At 75.5% G+C, this 20,112-nt stretch carries 17 protein-coding genes; 10 read left to right on the top strand and 7 right to left on the bottom strand.

The features are described from left to right. Positions 1-1,104: heavy metal translocating P-type ATPase (locus ACIF6L_RS28895; protein ID WP_396489828.1), on the bottom strand; the 1,104-nt coding region annotated here is incomplete at its 3' end. Between the two features lie 117 nt (positions 1,105-1,221). Further along, positions 1,222-1,497, bottom strand: a complete 276-nt coding sequence (locus tag ACIF6L_RS28890) for a heavy-metal-associated domain-containing protein (protein WP_396489826.1) — start codon at positions 1,495-1,497, stop codon at positions 1,222-1,224. Between the two features lie 180 nt (positions 1,498-1,677). Here ACIF6L_RS28890 and ACIF6L_RS28885 point away from each other — a divergent pair, with 180 nt between their 5' ends. Further along, complete coding sequence (locus ACIF6L_RS28885; RefSeq protein ID WP_352290856.1) at positions 1,678-2,031, top strand: VOC family protein; 354 nt, start codon at positions 1,678-1,680, stop codon at positions 2,029-2,031. Between the two features lie 129 nt (positions 2,032-2,160). Here the strand turns inward: ACIF6L_RS28885 and ACIF6L_RS28880 are convergent, their stop codons facing one another. Beyond that, positions 2,161-2,967 carry a LysR substrate-binding domain-containing protein gene (locus ACIF6L_RS28880; protein ID WP_329486579.1) on the bottom strand — a complete coding sequence of 269 codons (807 nt, stop codon included), beginning with the start codon at positions 2,965-2,967 and terminating at the stop codon, positions 2,161-2,163. Positions 2,968-3,024: 57 nt separating this feature from the next. Between ACIF6L_RS28880 and ACIF6L_RS28875 the strand changes: the two genes are divergently transcribed. Then, positions 3,025-3,438, top strand: a complete 414-nt coding sequence (locus ACIF6L_RS28875; protein WP_359810952.1) for a DUF5997 family protein — start codon at positions 3,025-3,027, stop codon at positions 3,436-3,438. 172 nt (positions 3,439-3,610) lie between these two features. Here ACIF6L_RS28875 and ACIF6L_RS28870 read toward each other — a convergent pair whose 3' ends face one another. Together ACIF6L_RS28870 and ACIF6L_RS28865 are read right to left on the bottom strand one after the other, a co-directional pair. Continuing rightward, entirely contained in the window at positions 3,611-4,078 is a 468-nt protein-coding gene (locus tag ACIF6L_RS28870; protein WP_396489823.1) for an SsgA family sporulation/cell division regulator, read from the bottom strand. Continuing rightward, a complete protein-coding gene (locus tag ACIF6L_RS28865) occupies positions 4,075-4,287 on the bottom strand; it encodes a hypothetical protein (protein WP_396489821.1) in 213 nt (70 codons plus the stop codon). Before ACIF6L_RS28865 ends, ACIF6L_RS28870 begins: the two co-directional genes overlap by 4 nt. A gap of 134 nt (positions 4,288-4,421) precedes the next feature. On the opposite strand from ACIF6L_RS28865, the gene ACIF6L_RS28860 reads away from it, so the two are divergent. The 3 genes from ACIF6L_RS28860 (at position 4,422) to ACIF6L_RS28850 (ending at position 8,636) form a co-directional block, all read left to right on the top strand. After that, positions 4,422-5,351, top strand: coding sequence for an Lrp/AsnC family transcriptional regulator (locus tag ACIF6L_RS28860; protein WP_396489819.1), 930 nt, complete (start codon positions 4,422-4,424; stop codon positions 5,349-5,351). A 130-nt stretch (positions 5,352-5,481) separates the two neighbouring features. Continuing rightward, positions 5,482-6,996, top strand: a complete 1,515-nt coding sequence (locus tag ACIF6L_RS28855; RefSeq protein WP_396489818.1) for an APC family permease — start codon at positions 5,482-5,484, stop codon at positions 6,994-6,996. Further along, positions 6,993-8,636 carry an amidohydrolase gene (locus ACIF6L_RS28850; RefSeq protein ID WP_396489816.1) on the top strand — a complete coding sequence of 548 codons (1,644 nt, stop codon included), beginning with the start codon at positions 6,993-6,995 and terminating at the stop codon, positions 8,634-8,636. The genes ACIF6L_RS28855 and ACIF6L_RS28850 overlap by 4 nt, the downstream gene beginning before the upstream one ends. Positions 8,637-8,668: 32 nt before the next feature. On the opposite strand, the gene lysA is transcribed toward ACIF6L_RS28850, so the two are convergent. After that, the gene (gene lysA / locus ACIF6L_RS28845) at positions 8,669-10,066 is read right to left on the bottom strand and encodes a diaminopimelate decarboxylase (RefSeq protein WP_396489814.1); all 1,398 of its coding nucleotides are present in this window, start codon (positions 10,064-10,066) and stop codon (positions 8,669-8,671) included. Positions 10,067-10,136: 70 nt separating this feature from the next. After that, positions 10,137-10,373, bottom strand: coding sequence for a hypothetical protein (locus tag ACIF6L_RS28840; protein ID WP_396489812.1), 237 nt, complete (start codon positions 10,371-10,373; stop codon positions 10,137-10,139). A gap of 453 nt (positions 10,374-10,826) precedes the next feature. On the opposite strand from ACIF6L_RS28840, the gene ACIF6L_RS28835 reads away from it, so the two are divergent. From ACIF6L_RS28835 to ACIF6L_RS28815, 5 genes are all read left to right on the top strand, one after another. Further along, a complete protein-coding gene (locus ACIF6L_RS28835) occupies positions 10,827-11,603 on the top strand; it encodes an ABC transporter ATP-binding protein (RefSeq protein WP_359810933.1) in 777 nt (258 codons plus the stop codon). Further along, positions 11,600-14,341: an FtsX-like permease family protein gene (locus ACIF6L_RS28830; protein WP_396489810.1), complete on the top strand. Its 2,742-nt coding sequence runs from the start codon at positions 11,600-11,602 to the stop codon at positions 14,339-14,341. The genes ACIF6L_RS28835 and ACIF6L_RS28830 overlap by 4 nt, the downstream gene beginning before the upstream one ends. Before the next feature lie 140 nt (positions 14,342-14,481). Further along, on the top strand, positions 14,482-15,096 hold the full coding sequence (locus tag ACIF6L_RS28825) for a GNAT family N-acetyltransferase (protein ID WP_352290846.1): 615 nt from the start codon (positions 14,482-14,484) through the stop codon (positions 15,094-15,096). Between the two features lie 182 nt (positions 15,097-15,278). After that, on the top strand, positions 15,279-16,037 hold the full coding sequence (locus tag ACIF6L_RS28820; protein ID WP_396489808.1) for an SOS response-associated peptidase: 759 nt from the start codon (positions 15,279-15,281) through the stop codon (positions 16,035-16,037). Positions 16,038-16,236: 199 nt separating this feature from the next. After that, positions 16,237-20,112, top strand: coding sequence for an amino acid adenylation domain-containing protein (locus ACIF6L_RS28815; protein ID WP_396489806.1), 3,876 nt, complete (start codon positions 16,237-16,239; stop codon positions 20,110-20,112).

Genomic DNA, 20,112 nt, shown 5'->3' with positions numbered 1-20,112 from the left:
GGAGATGCGGTCGGCGAGGCGTTGGGCGGCGGCTTTGCCGTTCTGGGCGTCTTCGACGAGGGTGGCGATGCGGGCGAGTTGGGTGTCGGCGCCGACGTGAGTGGCTTCGACGACGAGGCGGCCGCCGGCGTTGAGGGTGGCGCCGGTGACGGTGTCGCCGACGGTGACCTCGACCGGGACGGACTCACCGGTGAGCATCGAGGCGTCCACCGCGGAGGAGCCCTCGACCACGGTGCCGTCCGTCGCGATCTTCTCCCCCGGACGCACCACGAACCGCATCCCGGGGGCGAGTTCGGCGATCGGGAGGCGGACCTCGACGCCGCCGCGCAGCACGGTGACGTCCTTGGCGCCCAGCTCCAGCAGCGCCGTCAGCGCGGCGCCGGCGGTCCGCTTGGCGCGCGCCTCGAAGTAGCGGCCGGCCAGCACGAACGCGACGATGCCGGCCGCCGCCTCCAAATAGATGTCGGCCGAGCCGTCACCGCGGGCGAGGCTGAACTCGAAGGCGTGCCGCATGCCCGGCATCCCCGCGTGCCCGAGGAACAGGGCCCAGAGCGACCAGCCGAAGGCGGCCAGCGTGCCGAGCGAGACCAGGGTGTCCATGGTCGCGGCGCCGTGCTTCAGGTTGGTCCAGGCGGCCCGGTGGAAGGGCCAGGCCGCGTAGGTGACGACCGGTGCCGCGAGGGTGAGCGAGAGCCACTGCCAGTTGTCGAACTGCAGGGCCGGCACCATGGCCATCGCGATCACCGGCACCGCCAGGGCGAGCGCGGTGGCCAACCGCTGCCGCAGTGGGGCGAGTTCGTCCGGTCCAGCACCGGCCTCCGCCCCCTGTGCACCGGCCCCCTCCGGCCGCGCGGCCGGCGCCCGCGCGGTGTCGGGGGCCGGGAGGGCCGCGGTGTAGCCGGTGGCCTCGACGGTGGCGACCAGGTCCGCGATCCGGACGCCGTCGGCCACGACCGCCCGGGCCTTCCCGGTCGCGTAGTTGACCGTGGCCTCGACCCCCTCCATCCGGTTGAGCTTCGTCTCGATCCGGGCCGCGCAGGACGCGCAGGTCATGCCGCCGATCCGGAGGTCCACCTCCGTGGAGGCGGGTGCCTGAGTGGTCATCTGGGCTCCTCGTGGTGCGTCGTCGGTGGCGCCCTCGGCGCGACCGTCTTGCGGGTGCTGCGGGGCGGACCCTCGCGGGACCGCCCCCGCTGATACCCCTCGGGGGTACGGGGCCGGTCAGACCCGGCCGGTCAGCGCGTAGCCCGCGCCGTCGATCGCCTCGCGCAGCACCTCGTCGTCCGGCTCGGCCTCGGACACGACGGTGACCAGGCCGGCCTCGACGTCCACGTCGACGGCGGTGACGCCCGGCAGGCCCGTCACCGCCCGGCCGACGGCCTGCTCGCAGTGGCCGCAGGTCAGGCCGGTGACCGCGTAGACCGTGGTCACGGCGCCGATGGTGGCGACGGTCGTGGCACCGGTGGAGCAGGTGCCGGTGGTGGAGCAGCAGGACATGGTTTCCTCCGGAGCGGTCGACGAGCCTGTCGCGATGCCCGTGGTTCGATACCCCCCAGGGGTATCGATCGGGCATGGCTCCATTCATACCCCCAGGGGGTATCCAGCGCAACCCTTGGAGCGCACCGGTCCGCCCCGCCGCGCCACTCGCCGGATCGACGGGCCTGGCAGGATGGCGGCATGGAACGTGTGCTGGGAGTGGGCGGGTACTTCATGCGGGCCACCGACCCGGTGGCACTGGGCGCCTGGTACCGCGATTGCCTCGGTCTCGACGCCGACGAGCACGGCCTGTGGCAGCAGGAAGCCGGGCCGACGGTGTTCGCGGCCTTCGAGTCCGGAACCGACTACTTCGGCTCCCCCGCGCAGCGGACGATGCTCAACTTCCGCGTCCGCGACCTGGCGGCGATGCTCGCGCAACTCCGCGCCAAGGGCGCGGACGTGGCCGAGGAGACCCAGGACATGGCGGGCGTCGGCCGGTTCGGCTGGGTCACCGACCCCGAGGGCAACCGCATCGAACTGTGGCAGCCCAGCTGACGGCCCGGCTGACGGCACCGCCGCGCGGGCGGTGACCGCCGGCCGGAGGCGTCACGGGCCCGGCCGGGGTTCGTCCCGACCCCGCCGCCGCCGGCCCCCGGTCCATCGTGGCGGGGGCCGGCGGGCGGGTCAGGAGGAGCGGCGGGGGCGGCCGCGGCGGGGCGCGCCGGCCTTGCCGGAGCCCGACTTCCCCGCGGCGGGGCGGCCGCCGCCGGACTTCCCGCCGCCGGAGCGGCCCGCGGCCGCGGGCTTGCCGGAACCGGCGCGCGGACGGCCGCCACCGGCGGCGGCCTTCTTCGGCTGCTCGGCCGCGGGGGGCGTCTGGCCCCGGCCGCGCGAGCTGTTGACCGTCCGGCCGCGGACGATCCCGATGAACTCCTCGATCAGGTCGGTGGTCCGGTCCAGCTGCCAGGCCAGGGCGACCTGCGACTGGGGGGCGTCCGACACCGTCCGGAAGGTGAGGTCCCGGCGGTGGTGGAAGCGGGCGAGCGACTGCGGGACGAGCAGGACGCCGACCCCCGCCGCCACCAGTTCGATCGCGTCCGCGGTGGTGGCCGGGCGCTCGATCGCCGGGCGGCCGGGCAGCTCCGCCCAGCCCAGGGTGTCGTCCAGCGGGTGGAAGACCACTTCCTCGGCGAGGTCCGCGAGGGGTACCTCGTCGGCCGCCGCCAGCCAGTGGTCCTTCGGGAACACGACGACCGTGGCCTCGGTGTAGAGCGGGATCGCGCTGAGGCGGTCCCGGTCCACCGGGAGCCGGACCAGCCCCGCGTCGGCGGCGTCGGCCAGCAGCGTCGCCGCGCCCTCCTCCACCGGTACCGCGACCAGGGTGAGCGGGACGTCGGGCAGCCGCTCCTCCCAGACGCGCACCCACTTACCGGGCGTCACGCCCGGAACGTACACCAGTCGGAACGAGGGGTTCGCCTGCATCTCTGTCACGCTGCAAGGCTACCGACCGTGATCGGGGCCGCCACTCACTCGCTTACCCTAGTGACCATGACATCGCTCAAGTCGAAGACGACCCAGACCATGAAGCCGGCCACGGCCGCCAAGAAGCTGGGCATCTACCTCAACGCCGCCCCCGCCGAGTTCCAGGAGGGCGTGGTCTCCCGCGAGGAGCTCAACACCCTGCAGGCCGACCCGCCCGCGTGGCTCCAGGAGCTGCGGCGCAACGGCCCGCACCCCCGCCCGGTCGTCGCGGCCAAGCTCGGCGTCTCCGTCTCGGGCCTGGCCCGCGGCGGCGTCACCGAGGCGCTCACCACCGAGCAGATCGAGGCCCTGAAGACCGAGAACCCCACCTGGCTGGAGCGCGAGCGCACCGTCCAGGCCGACGTCCGCAAGGAGGCCGTGCGGATCAAGGAGAAGAACGAGCAGCAGGCCGCCGCGACGCCGCCCGCCAAGACCCGCTGATCCCGCCCGGGGCGGCGGCCTCCTCGCCTTCCGCCGCCCGGTCGCTCCCTGCGCACCGCCCGCGCGCCGACGGCTCCGCGCCGACGGCCCGCCGCGGCCGACCGCTCCCGGCCGCCCCTCCGGTCCACCGCCCCGCCCGCGCGGGCAGCCGGGCACCTTCCGCCGCCCCCGGTCACGGCCCCGGCCTGCCGTGGTCGAGCAGCCGGCGCACCAGCCCGTCCAGGTCGAGGTACTCGTGCTCCCGGCCGGGCGGGACCAGGCGGTCGGTGCGCCCGAGGAAGACCCTGACCTCGGCGGCCCGGGCCCGGAGCACGACACTGCCCTCGTCCCCGCCGAGCGCGACCAGCACGGTACCGGCGTCCTCGCCGGTGCCCGGGCGGACCGACACGTCGCCGATGCCCGCCTCCCGCGTGGTCCCCACCGCCAGTAGCTCGCGCGCGAACATCCAGGTGATCGGCTCCGCCCGGTCGACGTGACTGTCCAGGTAGACCGCGTACGGCTCGGCCACGTCGTAGCGCAGGCGGGCCTTCACGCAGACGGTGAGGCCCGGACAGACGACCGCCCGCAGGTCGAGGTCCAGGGCCGTCGCCTCCGCGCCGGAGCGCTGCGGGGGGACGTGCGGAGTCTCCCGGCCGGTCATTCCGGTTCTCCGGCGGGACCGGTGGCACCGAGGGCCGGCGGGGCGAACCGGGGTGGCTGGACCAGCCGGTGCCACTCCTGGTCGACGTGGCCGGGCACCGTCCGCCCGTAGCCGATCCAGAGGGTGACGAGGTGCGTGAAGATCGGTGCCTGCTCATGAGGAATCGTTTCTTCGCCTGCGAGGGCGAAGGCCTGGAGGTCGTTTCTCATGCCTGGACAACGACGGGCCCCACCTGCGGTAACCCTCCGCCCCCGGCGCAGTCGCGCGGACCCGGCCGGCCCGGCCCCGCCGCGGCCGGATAGATTGCCGGGACCAGCCACCCCGCCGCCCCCGGGAGCCCCTCGTGCTCGACACCACGGACGCCGCCCTCGTACGGGAGCTCCAGCGCGACGGCCGCGTCAGCTACCAGCGGCTCGCCGAACTGCTGGAGATCTCCCGGGAGGCCGCGCGGGCCCGGGTGCAGCGACTGCTGACCCGGGGCGAGGTGCGGATCGTCGGCATCGTGCCGCCCGCCGTCGCCGGGATCACCACCGTCGCCCACGCCTCCCTGGACGTGGCCGGCCCGGCCCGGCCGGTGGCCGTGGCGGCCGCCGGCCGGCGGGCGGCCAGCTTCGTCTCCTGCACCGCCGGGCGGCGGAGCGTGATCGCCGAGCTCCGGGTGGCCGACGACGCGGCGCTGGAGCGCGAGTTCGCCGCACTGCGGGCGGTGCCCGGGGTACGCGGCGTCGAGGTGTTCCGCTGCACCGAGCTGGTCCGGGACGCGTACGCGCCGTCCGGCCCGGACCTGCGGACCGGCGCGCTGCCCGCCCTGGACGGGACCGACCGGCGGCTGCTCGGACTCCTCCAGGCCGACGGGCGGGCCAGCTTCGCGGCGCTGGCGGACCGGATCGGCCTCTCCCAGCCGGCCACCCGGGCCCGGGTGCTGCGCCTGCTGGAGGTCGGCGCGGTGCACGTCACCGGCCTGGTGGAGTCGCGGGCGCTCGGCGTCCGGGAGGCCGCCGGGGTGGGGCTGGGGGTGCTCGGACCGGCACGCGAGGTCGCGGAGGCCGCCGCCGCGCTGCCCGGCGTCAACTACGTGGCCTCGGGCTACGGCCGCTTCGACCTCGTCTGCGGGCTGGACGCCCCGGACCGCCCGGCCCTGCTGCACGGTCTGGAGGCGCTCCGCGGACTGCCCGGCGTGACGCGCTCGGAGTCCTGGGTGCACCTCGACATCGTCAAGGAGTCCTACACCTACGATCTGCCCATCGAACCGGCATTCGACAGCCCTGAATGATGATTGGCAAATGATTCGCAGAATGGGGCCGATTCTCTGGGCGAAATGACAGTCGTGAGCCCTTGACGCTTTCTTTTCACCACCCTTTCAATGGTCGGACACCTTCCCCGTGAGAGAGTCCGGTCCCCCGATGGCCTCTTCCCCTCCCCCACAGACCGCCGACGGCCCCCGGCCCGCCGGTTCCCCGCAGCCCGCCGGCTCCCCCCGGCCCGCGGTCGAGGCGCTCCCCCGCTCCCTGGGCGTCTTCGGCGGGGTCCTGCTCACCCTGTCCTGCGTCACCCCGGCCTCGTCGCTCTTCATCGTGGTGCCCCCGCTGCTGATGTCGCAGGGCAGCGGCGCCGTGATCAGCCTGCTGATCGCCGCCGCGCTCTCGCTGGGCGTCGGCCTCTGCTACGCCGAACTCGGCACCCTGGTGCCCAGCGCCGGCGGCGAGTACTCGATCGTCGGCCAGGTGCTCGGGCGACTGGCCGGCTGGCTGGTCTTCATGATCTCGATCGTCTCGCTGCTGGTCATCCCGCCGATCATCGCGCTCGGCACCGCCGACTACCTCGGCTCGGTGCTCTCGCTGGACCCGGCGGTCGCCGGCGCCGCCGTGATGGCGCTGGCCGTCGCGGTCGGCGTGCTGGACATCAAGTCCAACGCGCTGATCACCGGCATCTTCCTCGGACTCGAAGTGCTCGCCGCCGGCATCGTCGCGGTGCTCGGCTTCACCCACGTCCACCAGCCGGTCTCCTCACTGGTGCACGCCGTCGTCCCGGACGGGCAGGGCGGCACCGGACCGTTCACCCTCGGACTGCTGGTGTCCGGGCTGGCCGTGGCGATGTTCACGTACAACGGCTTCGGCACCGCCGTCTACCTCTCGGAGGACCTGCGCGACCCGCGCCGCACGGTCGCCCGCACGGTGCTCTGGTCGCTGCTGGCCGGGGTCGTGGTGATCACCGTCCCGGTGGTGGCGATCTGCCTCGGGGTCGCGTCGCCCGACCAGTTGGCCGCCGGTGACCTGGTCGCCATCGTCGACTCCTGGGCCGGCAGCACGGTGGGCACCTTCGTCAGCCTCTGCATCGCCGCCGCGATCCTCAACGCCGTCATCGTCATGGTGATCCAGAACGGCCGGGTGCTGTACGCCTCCGCCCGCGACCGCACCTGGCCCGACCCGGTCAACCGGGCACTCGGCACCCTGCACCCGCGCTGGGGCTCGCCGTGGGTCGCCACCCTCGCGATCGGCGCGCCCGGCGCCGTGCTCGCCCTGACCGTGCCGATCGACGCGCTGCTCGGCTTCACCGGGGTCGTGGTCGCCGTCATCTACCTGCTGCTCGGCGTCGCCGCGCTGCTCGCCCGGCGCGGCCGGCACCGGGGCGCGCCCGCCTGGCGGATGCCGCTCTGGCCCGTGGCGCCCGTGCTCACCACCGTGGTGCTCGGCTACGCGCTCACCCAACAGGCCGGCCGGGACCTGCTGATCACCCTCGCCGTCCTGCTCGTCGGGGTCCTCTACTGGTTCCTCTACCTGCGCCCGCGCAGCGCGACCCACTGGGTGCTCAGCCTTCCGGCCGACCAGGCCGAGGCCCCGCGCGGCGCCGCCGCCGGCCTCTCGGCCACCGACCGCACCCCCGCTTCCGCTCCCGCCACCGCTCCGGAGTTCTCGTGAACCGCCCCGCCGACCTGATCGTCCACAACGCCCACGTCCACACCGTGGACGACCGCCGGCCGCGCGCCGAGGCGGTCGCCGTCCGCGACGGCCGGATCGTCCACGTCGGCGACGGCGACGACTGGCGGGCCCTGGCCGGGCCCGGCACCGAGGTCGTCGACGGCCGGGGGCGCCTGCTGGTGCCCGGCTTCGTCGACAGCCACAACCACGTCCGGCTCGGCTCCGACGCCGCCTGCGTCCAACTCGCCGGCGCCACCGACCTGCCCGAGATCGGCCGCCGGATCGGCCGGTGGCTGGAGCGGAACCCCGGCGCCGACTGGATCGAGGCCGAGGCCTTCGACTACACCGCCGTCCCCGGCGGCCGGATGCCCACCGCGGCCGACCTCGACCCCTACACCGGCGACCACCCGGCCCTGGTCCTCAGCTACGACGTGCACACCGCCTGGCTGAACACCGCCGCGCTGCGCCGCCTGGGCATCACCGCCGAGACCCGGGAACTCGCCTTCGGCACCGTCCGGAAGGACCCGGCGACCGGCGAGCCCACCGGGTTCCTCACCGACTTCGCGGTGCGCGGCCTCTCCCGCGACGGGCACCGCGCGCTGCGCGCCGCCGGGGTGCCGTGGGCCGACCCCGAGCGGCAGTACGGGCGGCTCGCCGCCAGCCTCGACCTGGCCGCCCGCTACGGCATCACCACCGTCGTCGAACCGCAGAACTCGCTCGACGACCTCGCCCTCTTCGAGCGGGCCATCGCCGAGGGCCGGCTGCGCTCGCGCCTGGTCGCCGCGCTGTTCCACCCGCGCGGCACCACCGCGGCGGAGCTCGCCGAGTTCGCGGCGGCCGCCCGCCGCCACACCGGCGACCGCTTCCGGGTCGGCCCGCTGAAGCTGTACATCGACGACGTGGTCGAGCCGCACACCGCCGCGCTGCTGGAGCCCTACGCGGGCCACCACAGCCACCGGGGCGAGACCTTCTACCCCGCCGAGGAGTTCGCCGAGCTCCTGACCTCGCTCGACGCGGCCGGCTTCCAGGCCTTCGTGCACGCGACCGGGGACCGCGGCATCCGTACCGTGCTGGACGCCGTCGAGCACGCCCGCCGGGTCAACGGGCCGCGCGACGCCCGCCACCAGGTGGTCCACGTCGAGTGCCTCGACCCGGCCGACGTCTCCCGCTTCGCCGAGCTGGGCGTGGTCGCCTGCATGCAGCCCCGGCACTGCTCCCCCGACATCGCCGGCCCCGGCAAGGACTGGGCCGAGGCGGTGGGCGAGGGCCGCTGGTCCAAGGCCTGGCCGATGCGCAGCCTCCAGGAGGCCGGGGCGACGCTCGCCTTCTCCAGCGACTGGAACGTCGCCGAGATGGACCCGCTGGTCGGCCTCTACACCGCCGTCACCCGCCGGGGCCTGGCCGGCGGGGAGCCGTGGATGGAGGGCGAGACCGTCTCGCTGGCCACCGCGCTGCGCGGCTACACCCTCGGCAGTGCCTACGCCAACTTCCTGGACGACCGCCTCGGCTCGCTCACCCCCGGCAAGCTCGCCGACCTCGTCCTGCTCTCCGAGGACCTGTTCGCCGTCGACCCGAAGGCGATCCCGGAGGCGCGCGTCGAGCTGAGCGTCGTCGGCGGGGAGGTCGTGCACCGGGCCTAGGGGGAGTTCGCGCCCGCCCCGGGCGGCGCCGGTCAGCGGCCGACCTCGCGGGCCCGGAAGTCCTCGACCGTCTCACGGCGGATCAGCAGGCGGGCCCGGCCGTCCCGGACGGCGGCGACGGCCGGGCGCCCGACCAGGTTGTAGCCGGAGGCCATCGAGAACTGGTAGGCGCCGGCCGCCGGGACGGCCAGCAGGTCCCCCGCCCGCAGGTCGGCCGGCAGGCCGGCGCCCCGCACCAGCACGTCGCCGGCCTCGCAGTGCCGCCCGACCACGTCCACGCGGGCCGCCGGGGCGTCGGAGCGCCGGCCGACCAGCCGCGCGGTGTACGGGGAGCCGTAGAGCGCGGGCCGCGGGTTGTCGCTCATGCCGCCGTCGACGGCGGCGAAGACCCGGCGGTCCGCGCCGTGCTTGACCGACAGCACCCGGTAGAGCGCCACCCCGGCCGGCCCGGCGACGGCCCGGCCGGGCTCGATCACCAGGCGCGGCACCGCGAGCCCGGCCCCGGCGCAGCGCTCGGCGAGCCTGCGCGGCACCCGGGCGGCGAAGTCGGCGAGGTCGAAGGCGTCGTCCCCCGGCAGGTAGCGGATGCCGTGGCCGCCGCCGAGGTCCAGTTCGGGCAGCTCGACGCCGTGCCGCTCGCGCAGCTCCGCCAGGAAGGCCACCACCGTGTCCACGGCGGCGAGGTAGGGCTCGACCCCGGTGATCTGGGAGCCCAGGTGGCAGTGCAGGCCGACCAGGTCGAGGCCGGGCTGGGCCAGCACCCGGGCGATCGCGTCGGCCGCGTCCCCGCCCTCGATCGGGAGGCCGAACTTCTGGCCGCCGACGCCCGTGCGCACCGCCTCGTGGTGGCCGGCGGCGATGCCCGGAACCACCCGGACCAGCACCCGCTGCGGGGTGTCCGCGGCCACCAGGGCCGCCAGCCGGGCGATCTCCCCCGGTCCGTCGATGACGATCCGGCCGACCCTCAGCCGCCGGGCGAGCCGGAGCTCCTCCGGCGTCTTGGCGTTGCCGTGCAGCAGGATCCGCTGCGCCGGGAACCCGGCCGCGGCGGCCAGCGAGAGCTCCCCGGAGGAGCAGACGTCCAGGCCGAGGCCCTCCTCGCCGACCCAGTCGGCCATCGCGCCGCACAGGAAGGCCTTGGCCGCGTAGAGCACGTCGGCGTGCGGCAGGGCCTGCCGGTAGGCGCGGGCGCGGGCCCGCACCTCGTCCTCGTCCAGGACGTACAGCGGGGTGCCGAACCGGTCGGCGGCCTCGGCCAGGCCGACCCCGCCGACCAGCAGGTCCCCATCGGGGGCGGCGTGCGCCGAGGCCGGCCACGGGCCGCCGAGCGGCTCGGCGGCCCCCGCCGGTACGGGCGCCGCCGCCTCCGGCGCGGGGACGGCAGCGGGGACGGGGGCGGGAGCGGGGACGGGGGCGGGAAGGACGGTCATGGCGGCGGCTCCTGCGGGCGGGGGCGGGGCGGGCGGGGCGCCGGCGGTGTCCCGCCCGGCGCGGGCGGCGTCAGTCGAGGTACTGCAGGGCGATCCGGCAGTGCGCCGTCCGGCCGCGCCACTGCCGGACGGCCGCCCCGGACGGCTCGTCGCCCTCCCCGTCCGCCCCGGCCAGGACGTCGGGCGCCGGGGCCGGGCCGCGGCGGCGCGGCGGCACGGCGTCGCGTTCGACGACGGCGAGCGGGCGCCGCACGGCGGTGCCCGCGGTGGCGCCGGGGTGGCCGAAGAGGATCTGGGTGTCGCTCATGGTGGACGTTCCTTCCGAAGTACCGGCGGGCCGCCGGGGTGCGGGCCCGCAGCTCCAGTGGAGCCCCGTCCGCCCCGGCCGGGGCCGGCCTTGACGCGGGGCGTACGCACAACAGGCCTTCCTTGACGGCACCTTGACGACCGCCGGCCCGAATGGTGGCTGCCCCTCCTGCTCCTGCTGCCTCCTCCTGTCGCCTCGCTCCCCCGGCGGCGCGAGCCGTCCCGCCCGGTCCGGCAGGGCGGTCCGGCGGGGCGGTCGCGGACGCCCCGCCGGCGGTCGGACCGGGCCCGGACAGAATCGTGACCGTCCAGCGGACAAGATATGTCGGCAACCTGCATATACTTTTGCTCGGCAGGTGCGATATACATACGGGGTATGCAAAGCCGGTCCGGCCGGAGGCGCCCCGCCCCACCCGCCGAAGGCTTCCTGATGCCCTGTCTCAAAGGGGGACCCATGTTCGAAACCAGTCCGTCCAGGAACGGCGCCGCCCCGGTGCTGCACCTGGACAACGTCACCCGGGTGCACGGCCGCGGCGCGGCCGAGGTGCACGCGCTGCGCGGCGTGGACCTCAAGGTGCAGGCCGGCGAGTTCGTCGCCGTGATGGGCCCGTCCGGCTCCGGCAAGTCGACCCTGCTCACCCTCGCCGGCGGCCTGGACACCCCCACCACCGGCCAGGTCCTGGTCGAGGGCGTCGCACTCGGCGGCCTGAGCCGCAAGAAGCTCGCCGCGGCCCGGCGGCGCTCGATCGGCTACGTGTTCCAGGACTACAACCTGATCCCGGCCCTCACCGCCGCCGAGAACATCGCGCTGCCGCGCGAACTCGACGGCGTCTCCGGCCGGGTGACGCGCCGTGAGGCACTGGCCGCACTGGAGGAACTCGGCATCCCCGAGCTGGCCGGCCGCTACCCCGACGACATGTCCGGCGGCCAGCAGCAGCGCGTGGCCATCGCCCGCGCCCTGGTCGGCGAGCGCCGCCTCGTCCTCGCCGACGAGCCCACCGGCGCCCTCGACTCCGCCAACGGCGAAGCCGTCCTGGGCGTCCTGCGGGCCCGCTGCGACGCCGGCGCCGCCGCGATGATGGTCACCCACGAACCCCGGCACGCCAGCTGGGCCGACCGCGTCGTCTTCCTCCGTGACGGGCTGATCGTCGACGAGGGCTTCGGCCGCAGCGTCGAGGGCCTGCAGACCATGGCCGCCCGCCACGGGAACCGGATCGAGGCCACCGGATGAAGCTCGGACCACTGAAGGTCGCGCTGCGGATCGCCCGCCGCGACGCCCTGCGTGCCAAGGGCCGCAGCGCCCTCGTCATCGCCATGATCTCGCTGCCCGTGCTCGGCGTGGCCGGCGCCGACATCGTCTACCGCAGCGGCCAGCTCGCCCCGGTGGAGCGGATCGAACGGCTGGCCGGCGGGGCCGACGCGCTCGTCACCGCCTACGAGCTCGGCAGCACCGTCCAGCAGCGCCCGTTCGCCGAGGACGGCGCGCTCGCGATCGGCGTCCGGGCCAACCAGGGACCGACCCCGGAGCAGACCCGCAGCGCCGGCGCCGACCCGGCCGCGCTGCTGAAGGAGCTGCTGCCCGGCTCGACCCTGCTGCCGGCCGCCGCCGGTCTCAACGCCAGCGCCGGCTCGCCCAACGGCCTGGTCCGGACCGAGACCGCCGAGGCCGACCTCACCGATCCGGTCTGGAAGGGCCGGCTCGACCTGGTCGAGGGCCGCACCCCGAACGCCGCGCACGAGGCGGCCGTCACCCGGGAGTTCCTCACCGAGTCCGGCCTGCACCTCGGTCAGACCACCACCCTCAAGGGGCTGGAGAAGACGCCGTTCACCCTGACCGGCGTCGTGGAGCACCCCGACGACCTCGCCAAGGTCGAGTTCGTCGGCCGCCCCGGCGAGGTCCTCGCCCCGCTGGCCGCGGCCGCGCCGGCCGCCGCCAAGCCCCCGACCGGGGCGGGCGACCGCTCGACCCCGGGCAAGCCGGCCTGGCTGCTGAAGCTGCCCGCCGGGGCGACCCTCGACTGGGAGGGCGTCAAGAAGCTGAACCGGTACGGCTTCACCGCGACCTCCCGCGCGGTGGCGCTCGACCCGCCGTCCGAGTCCCAGATCACGTACCAGCGGCTGGAGTTCGGCTCCAGCAGCCCGCTGCGCTCCGACAAGACCGTGGTGGTCGGCACCGTCGCGGGCATGGCCCTGCTGGAGGTCGCCCTGCTCGCCGGGCCCGCCTTCGCCGTCGGCGCCCGGAGGTCGCGCCGGCAGCTCGCCCTGATCGGCGCGAGCGGCGGCGACCGCGGCCACATCGCCTCCGTCGTCCTCGGCTCGGGCCTGGTGCTCGGCGCGGTCGGCGCGGTCACCGGCGTGGTGCTCGGGACCGGCCTGGTGGCCCTGACCCGGTCGTGGATCGAGGAGACCGGTGGCAGCCGGTTCGGCCACTTCGGCGTCCAGGCGCCCGACCTGCTCGCCATCGCGGTCGTCGGCGTGGTCACCGCGCTGCTCGCGGCCGCGCTGCCCGCCCTCCAGGCCGCCCGGCAGAGCGTCACCGCCGGCCTCACCGGCCGTGACACCGTCAAGCCGCCGAGCCGCTGGACCACCGCCGCCGGCATCGTGCTCTTCGTCTCCGGCGCGGCCGTCGCGCTGCTCGCCGTCGGGACCAACGACGGCACCGGCCGGGGCATCCCGGTCTTCGCCGGCCTGGACAAGATGACCCTGATGGTGCTCGCGGGTTCGGCCACCGCCGAACTCGGCCTGCTCGCCCTCACCCCGGTACTGATCGCCCTCTGCGGCCGGCTCGCCCGGTTCCTGCCGCTCGGCGGCCGGCTCGCCCTGCGCGACTCGGCCCGCCACCGCGGCCGCACCGCCCCGGCCATCGCGGCCGTGATGGCCGCCGTCGCCGGCTCGGTGGCGATCGGCCTCTACACCGCGAGCAGCGACGTCATGGACGCCGCCTCCTACCGGCCGCACAGCCCGGTCAACTCCGTCTCGCTCGGCGTGCTCACCGACAGCCCGCTGCTCCCCCAGGTACGTGCGGCCATCGAGCAGGACCTGCCCGAGCTCGGGGAACGCGCCGATCTCGGCACCGCGGTCTACTCGTGGTGCGCGGAGTGCTCCAGCAACGTCACCGTCAAGGGCGGGGTCGGCTTCGGCTCCCGGGCCCTCGTCGTCGGCGACGCGACCGTCCTGCACAACGCCTTCGCCGTCCGCGACCCGGCCGCCGAGCAGGCGCTGGCCGCCGGCAAGGCCGTGGTCTTCGACCGCTCCCTGCTCAGCGGCGACAAGCTCGTGCTCCAGCTGACGGGTGGCTTCACCGCCCCGCCGCAGCCGGGTGCCGCCCCGGCGCAGGAGATCCGGGAGATCCCCGTCGACGCCGTCGTGGTCGAGAACCCGACCGCCGCCCGGTACGGGGCCGGCGTCATCGGCACCCGGACGATCACCGGACTGGGTCTCACGACGAAGCCCAGTGGCTCGGTCTGGCTGCCGTCCACCGCGCCGGACCGCAAGGCGACGCAGCGGGCCGCGGCCACCGCCGACCGCATCCTGCCGAGCGCCCTGCTGGACGTGGAGCGCGGGTTCCAGCCGAAGAGCGACGTACCGACCATCGCCCTCACCGGCTTCGCCGCCCTGGTCGTGCTCGGCGCCGCGTGCATCGCCACCGGCCTCGCCGCCGCCGACTCCCGGCGCGACCAGGCGACCCTCGCCGCGGTCGGCGCGCCGCCGGGGATCCGCCGGACCCTCTCCGGCATCCAGTGCGCGCTGATCGCCGTCCTGGGCGCGGCCCTCGGCACGATCAACGGCTTCGTCCCGGCGGTCGCCCTGCTGATGGCCCGTGACGTCGCCAACCAGGCGGGCAGCAGCACGATCGTGGTGCCCTGGGCGAACATCGGGCTCACCACCGTCGCCGTCCCGCTGTTCGCCGGACTGCTGGCCGTCCTGTTCACCCGCGCCGACGCGCCGCTCACCCGCCGGCTCGGCTGAGCCCGCACCGGCCCCCCGGGCGCCGTCCCCCCGCACCGCGCGGGGGGACGGCGCCCGTCCGCGCGTCCCGTCCCGCCCGGCGCCCCCGGCACCGTCGTACGCTGACGATCACCCTCTCCCGGCCTCCCGAAGGTGGCGTCTTGAACCGACCGACCGCACCCGTGACCGCCCGCACCGCGACCTCCGCCGACGTCGACGCGATCGTCGCCACCCTGACCTCCGCGTTCTTCGACGACCCGCTCTGGGGCCCGGCGTTCCCCGACCGCGAGCGACGGGCGGCCCAGGCCTCCGCGATGTGGCGCCTGTTCGCCACCTCCGCCCTGCGCTACCCCTGGACCCTGGTGACGCCGAACGTGGAGTCCGCCGCGCTGTGGATCCCGCCCGGCGGCAACGACCTCAGCCCCGACGAAGAGGAGGGCCTGGAGGACTTCCTGGTCGGCATCACCGACCGGGCCACCGCCGACGGCCTGCTCGCGATCCTCGCGGACCTCGAAGCGGCCCACCCGAGAAGCGAACCGCACTTCTTCCTGAGCCTGCTGGCCACCCACGGCGACCACCGCGGCCACGGCCTCGGCATGGGCCTGCTCGCCGAGAACCTGGCCCGGATCGACGCCCTCGGCGCGGCCGCCTACCTGGAGTCCTGCAACCCCGCCAACAACGAGCGCTACGCCCGGGCGGGCTTCACCGAACTCGACCGGATCACCGTCCCGTCCGGCCACACCGTCTCCACCATGTGGCGCCCGGCCCGCCACTGAGCCGCCACCCGGCGCGGCGCCCACTTGCCCGCACCCGGCGCGGGCGGCGCCGCCGTCGCCGGGACCGGGCCCGCCGGACGCCCGGACGGCCCTGCGCCCGGGCGCCGGCCCCGGGTTGACACCGCCTCCGGCCGGGCCCGCGCCTGTGGCCCCGGCGGCCCGGTGGTGGCAGAGTGGCGCCCATGTGCGGCCGATTCGTCTCCACCACCACGCCCCAGGACCTGCTCGGCCTGCTCGGGGTGACCGGCTGGAACCCGGCCGAGACCCTCGCGCCGAGCTGGAACGTCGCCCCCACGGACCCGGTGTGGACGGTGCTGGAACGGGCCGACCGCGAGACCGGCGAACTCGCCCGCCGGCTCCGCCCGGTGCGGTGGGGCCTGGTCCCCTCCTGGTCCAAGGACCCGGCCACGGGCGCCAGGCTGATCAACGCCCGGGCCGAGACGGTGCACGAGAAGCCCGCCTTCCGCTCCGCCTTCGCCAAGCGCCGCTGCGTCCTGCCCGCCGACGGCTACTACGAGTGGGTGCGGGTGCCCGCCGCCGAGGGCCGCAAGGCCTACAAGCAGCCCTACTACCTCCACCCCCGCGCCGGCGGCCCGCTGGTGATGGCCGGGCTGTACGAGTTCTGGCGGGACCGCTCGCTGCCCGAGGACGACCCGGCGGCCTGGCTCACCACCGCCACGATCATCACCACCGACGCCACCGACGCGGCCGGCCGCGTCCACGACCGGATGCCGCTCACCATCGGCCCGGCCGACCTGGACGCCTGGCTCGACCCGGAGCACGACGACCCGGTGGAGCTCCGGCGGCTCCTGCACACCCCGGCCGGGGACGAACTCGCGGTCCGGGCGGTCTCCACCACCGTCAACAGCGTCCGCAACAACGGCGCCGCCCTGCTGGACGCGGTACCGGACCCGGTGGGCCACGGCGACGGACCGGGCTGACCGAGCACCCGCCGGCGGGCCGCCGGTCCCGGGCCGGGGCGCGACGCCCGGGACATGGCCCGGGCGCGGCCGGACGGCGGCCGGGCGGAAGAGACGGCCGGTGCCCCAGGCGGCCGGGACACCGGGTGGCGGAGCTTGGATGACACGCCCGTCTCGACGGGCGACGTCATCCGTCCTCGCCAGCCGATGGGGAACCCACATGTCCGCACAGTCCGCGCAGCTCACCCTCCACGACACCCGCCGCGCCCGCTGCCTGCCCGACCTGCTCGACCGGCAGGTGGCCGAGCGGCCGGACGCCGTCGCCGTGACCGGCCGCGGCGCACACCTCAGCTTCCGGGACCTCCGCGCCGCCGCCGCCGGCCTGGGCGCCCACCTGCACCAGCTCGGCGTGGCGGCCGACGACTGCGTCGGCCTCTACGTCGACCCCTCGCCGGAGCTGATGGTGGGCGCCTGGGGCATCCTCTACGCCGGCGCCGCCTATCTGCCGCTGTCCCCGGAGTACCCCGAGGACCGGATCCGCTACATGATCGAGGACAGCCGGACCGGGGTGATCGTCACCCAGGAGCACCTGCGCGCCCGGCTGGCCGGACTCGTCCCGCCGAGCACCCGGATCCTCGTCCCCGCCGGCCCGGACCCGGCGCCCGGGACACCCGGCGCGGCCGGAGCCGACGGCGCGCCCCCGTTCCCGCACCAGAGCCGGGGCCCGGCGAGCCCCCGGCCGGAGTCGCTCGCCTACGTCATCTACACCTCCGGCAGTACCGGCCGCCCCAAGGGCGTGATGATCGAGCACCGGAGCATCGTGTCCCAGCTGCGCTGGCTGGTCGCCGGCGGCCACCTCGGGCCGGACGCCGCCGTGCTGCAGAAGACGCCGATGAGCTTCGACGCGGCGCAGTGGGAGATCCTGGCACCGGCCGGCGGCGCGCGGGTCGTGCTCGGCGCCCCCGGCGTCTACCGGGACCCGGAAGCCCTGATCGACACCGTCCGGGAGTACGGGGTGACCACGCTGCAGTGCGTGCCCACCCTGCTCCAGGCGCTGCTGGACACCGAGCGGCTGGGCGACTGCGGCACGCTGCGGCGGCTGTACTCGGGCGGCGAGGCGCTCTCGCGCCGGCTCGCCCGGGCGCTCACCGCCGAGCTGCCGCAGGCCGCGCTGGTCAACCTCTACGGGCCGACCGAGTGCACCATCAACGCGACCGCCCACCTCGTCGACCCCGCCGCCGTGGGTGAGGACGCCGGGTCGGTGCCGATCGGCGTGCCGGTCGACCGCACCCACTGCTTCGTGCTCGACGGGGACCTGGCGCCGGTGGAGCCCGGCGCCACCGGCGAGCTCTACCTGAGCGGTGTCCAGCTCGCCCGCGGCTACCTGAACCGGCCCGACCTGACGGCGGAGCGCTTCGTCGCCTCGCCCCACCTCCCGGGCGAGCGGCTGTACCGCACCGGGGACCTCGCCCACGGGAACCCGGACGGCACGCTCCAGTGCGCCGGCCGGGTGGACAACCAGGTCAAGCTGCGGGGCTACCGGGTCGAGCTGGACGAGATCGCGCTCGCCATCGAGGAGCACACCTGGGTCCGCCGGGCGGCGGCGATCGTCACCGACGACCCCCGGACGGGCCACCGGAACCTGGTGGCCTGCGTCGAACTGAACCCCAAGGAGGCGGCCCTGATGGACCAGGGCAGCCACGGCGGGCACCACCGGTCCAAGGCGAGCCGGCTCCAGGTCCGGGCGCAGCTGTCCGACCCCGGGGTGCGGGACGCCGCCGAACTGGCCGGCCGGCCGGTGGTGGCGCTGCCCGGCGGGCGGGAGAGCGAGCGGCAGCGGCGCGAGACCTTCGCCCGCAAGACCTACCGCTTCTACGAGGGCGGCCGGGTCACCCGCGACGACCTGCTGGCGCTGCTCGCACCGCCGGCCGCCCCGGCGGGCCCCGTCGCGCCGCGCACCGGCGAGCCGGACCTCGCCGAACTGGGCGTGATCCTGCGGTGGTTCGGCCAGTTCCACAGCGCGGAGCGGCTGCTGCCGAAGTACGCGTACGCCTCCCCGGGCGCGCTGTACGCCACCCAGCTGTACCTGGAGACCGGCGGGACCGGCGGCCTCGACGCCGGCGTGTACTACTACCACCCGGTCGAGCACACCCTGGTCCGGGTCGGCGAGGGCACCGGGGGCCCGGGCCTCACCGTCCACTTCCTCGGCAAGCGGCGCGCGATCGCGCCCGTCTACCGGAACAACATCCTGGAGGTGCTGGAGTTCGAGGCGGGTCACATGCTGGGCGTGTTCGAGGAGGTGCTGCCCGCCCACGGGCTGGCCGTCCGGCCGGTCGGCCTGCTGCCGTCCGTCCGGGCCGGGCTGGACGTGGCCGAGGAGGACCACTACCTCGGCACCTTCGCGATCGTGCCCGCCGACGGCCGGCCGGCGGCGGACCGCACCGAGTACTACGTCCAGGCCCACCCCGGTGGCGTCGAGGGCCTGGCCGCCGGCCAGTACCGCTGGACGGACGGCGGGTTGGCGCGGATCTCGGACGAGCTGGTGCGGTCGCGGGACGTGATCGCGATCAACCAGCAGGTGTACGAGCGGGCCGGCTTCGGCATCACCGCCGTCGGCCGGGCCGAGGAGCCGTGGCTGGAGTACCTCGGTCTCGGCACGGCCCTGCACCGGCTCCAGCGGGGCGGCCTCGCCCTCGGCCTCGGGTTCATGTCCTCCGGCTACAGCTCGAAGACCGGGCACCCGCTGCCGTCCGCCCGGCGGATCGACGCGGTGCTGGCCTCCTGCGGGATCGCGCCGGGCCCGTCGTACTTCTTCCTCGGCGGGAAGGTGAGCGAGGAGCAGATCCGCAGCGAGGGCATGATCGAGGACGCCGTCCACATGAAGGGTCCGGCCGAGATCGTCCGGGACGAACTGGCCGCCGTCCTGCCCGACTACATGCTCCCCAACCGGGTGCTCGTCCTGGACGAGCTGCCGCTGACCGCCAACGGCAAGGTCGACGCGAAGGCGCTGGCCGCCGGTGCGGCGGTCCGGACGGCCGACGCGGGCGGGCCGAAGGTCGCGCCGTCGACGCCGACCGAGCACCGGCTCGCGGCCGCCTGGGGCGGGGCGCTGAGGTACCAGGAGGTCTCGGTGCGGGACGACTTCTTCGCCGTCGGCGGCAACTCGCTGATCGCCGTGGCGCTGATCAACCGGCTGAACCGGGAGTTCGGCACCCGGCTGCCGCTGCAGGTCCTCTTCGAGAGCCCGAGGCTGGCCGACCTGGCCTCCCGGATCGACGAGGACACCGGTGAGCCCGGCTCGCGGCTGGTGCCGCTGCACCGCGCGGGCACCGGCGACCCGGTGTTCTGCTGGCCGGGGCTCGGCGGCTACCCGATGAACCTGCGGCTGCTCGGGAGCACCGTGGGCCGCCCGTTCTACGGCATCCAGGCGCACGGCATCAACGCCGGTGAGACGCCGTACCCGACGATCCGGGAGATGGCCGCGGCCGACCTCGCCGAGATCCGCCGGGTGCGGCCGGAGGGCCCCTACACCCTGTGGGGCTACTCCTTCGGCGCCCGGGTCGCCTTCGAGACGGCCTGGCAGCTGGAGCAGGCCGGCGAGCGGGTCGCGGACCTGCTGCTGATCTGCCCCGGCAACCCGGAGCTGCGGCGCGGCGGCGGCGAGCGGCACGGACGCGAGGCCTCGTACCGCGACCCGGCCTACGTGGCGATCCTCTACTCGGTGTTCGCCGGCTCGGTCCGCGGGCCCGACCTGGAGGCCTGCCTGGCCGAGGCGCACGACGAGGACGGCTTCACGGCCTTCGTGCACCGCCTGCTGCCGGAGCTGGGCGAGGAGTTGATCCGCCGGATCGCCCGGATCGTCGGGGAGACCTACGAGTTCGACTACAGCTTCGGCGAACTCGCGCAGCGGCGGCTGGACGCGCCGGTGACCATCGTCAAGGCCGCCGGTGACGACTACTCCTTCATCGAGGGGAGTTCGGGGTACTCGGCCGCGCCGCCGGTCGTCGTCGAACTGAGCGGCGACCACTACGGCGTGCTCAGGGAGCGGGGCGTCGGCGAACTGGTCGCCGCGATCCGGGCCCGGCCGGCCGGCTGA

Origin of the sequence: Kitasatospora sp. NPDC086009 (assembly GCF_044540385.1) — a bacterium.
GTDB lineage: Bacteria > Actinomycetota > Actinomycetes > Streptomycetales > Streptomycetaceae > Kitasatospora.
Note: the sequence above shows the minus strand (reverse complement) of the source record. Positions and strands in the feature narration are given on the sequence as shown.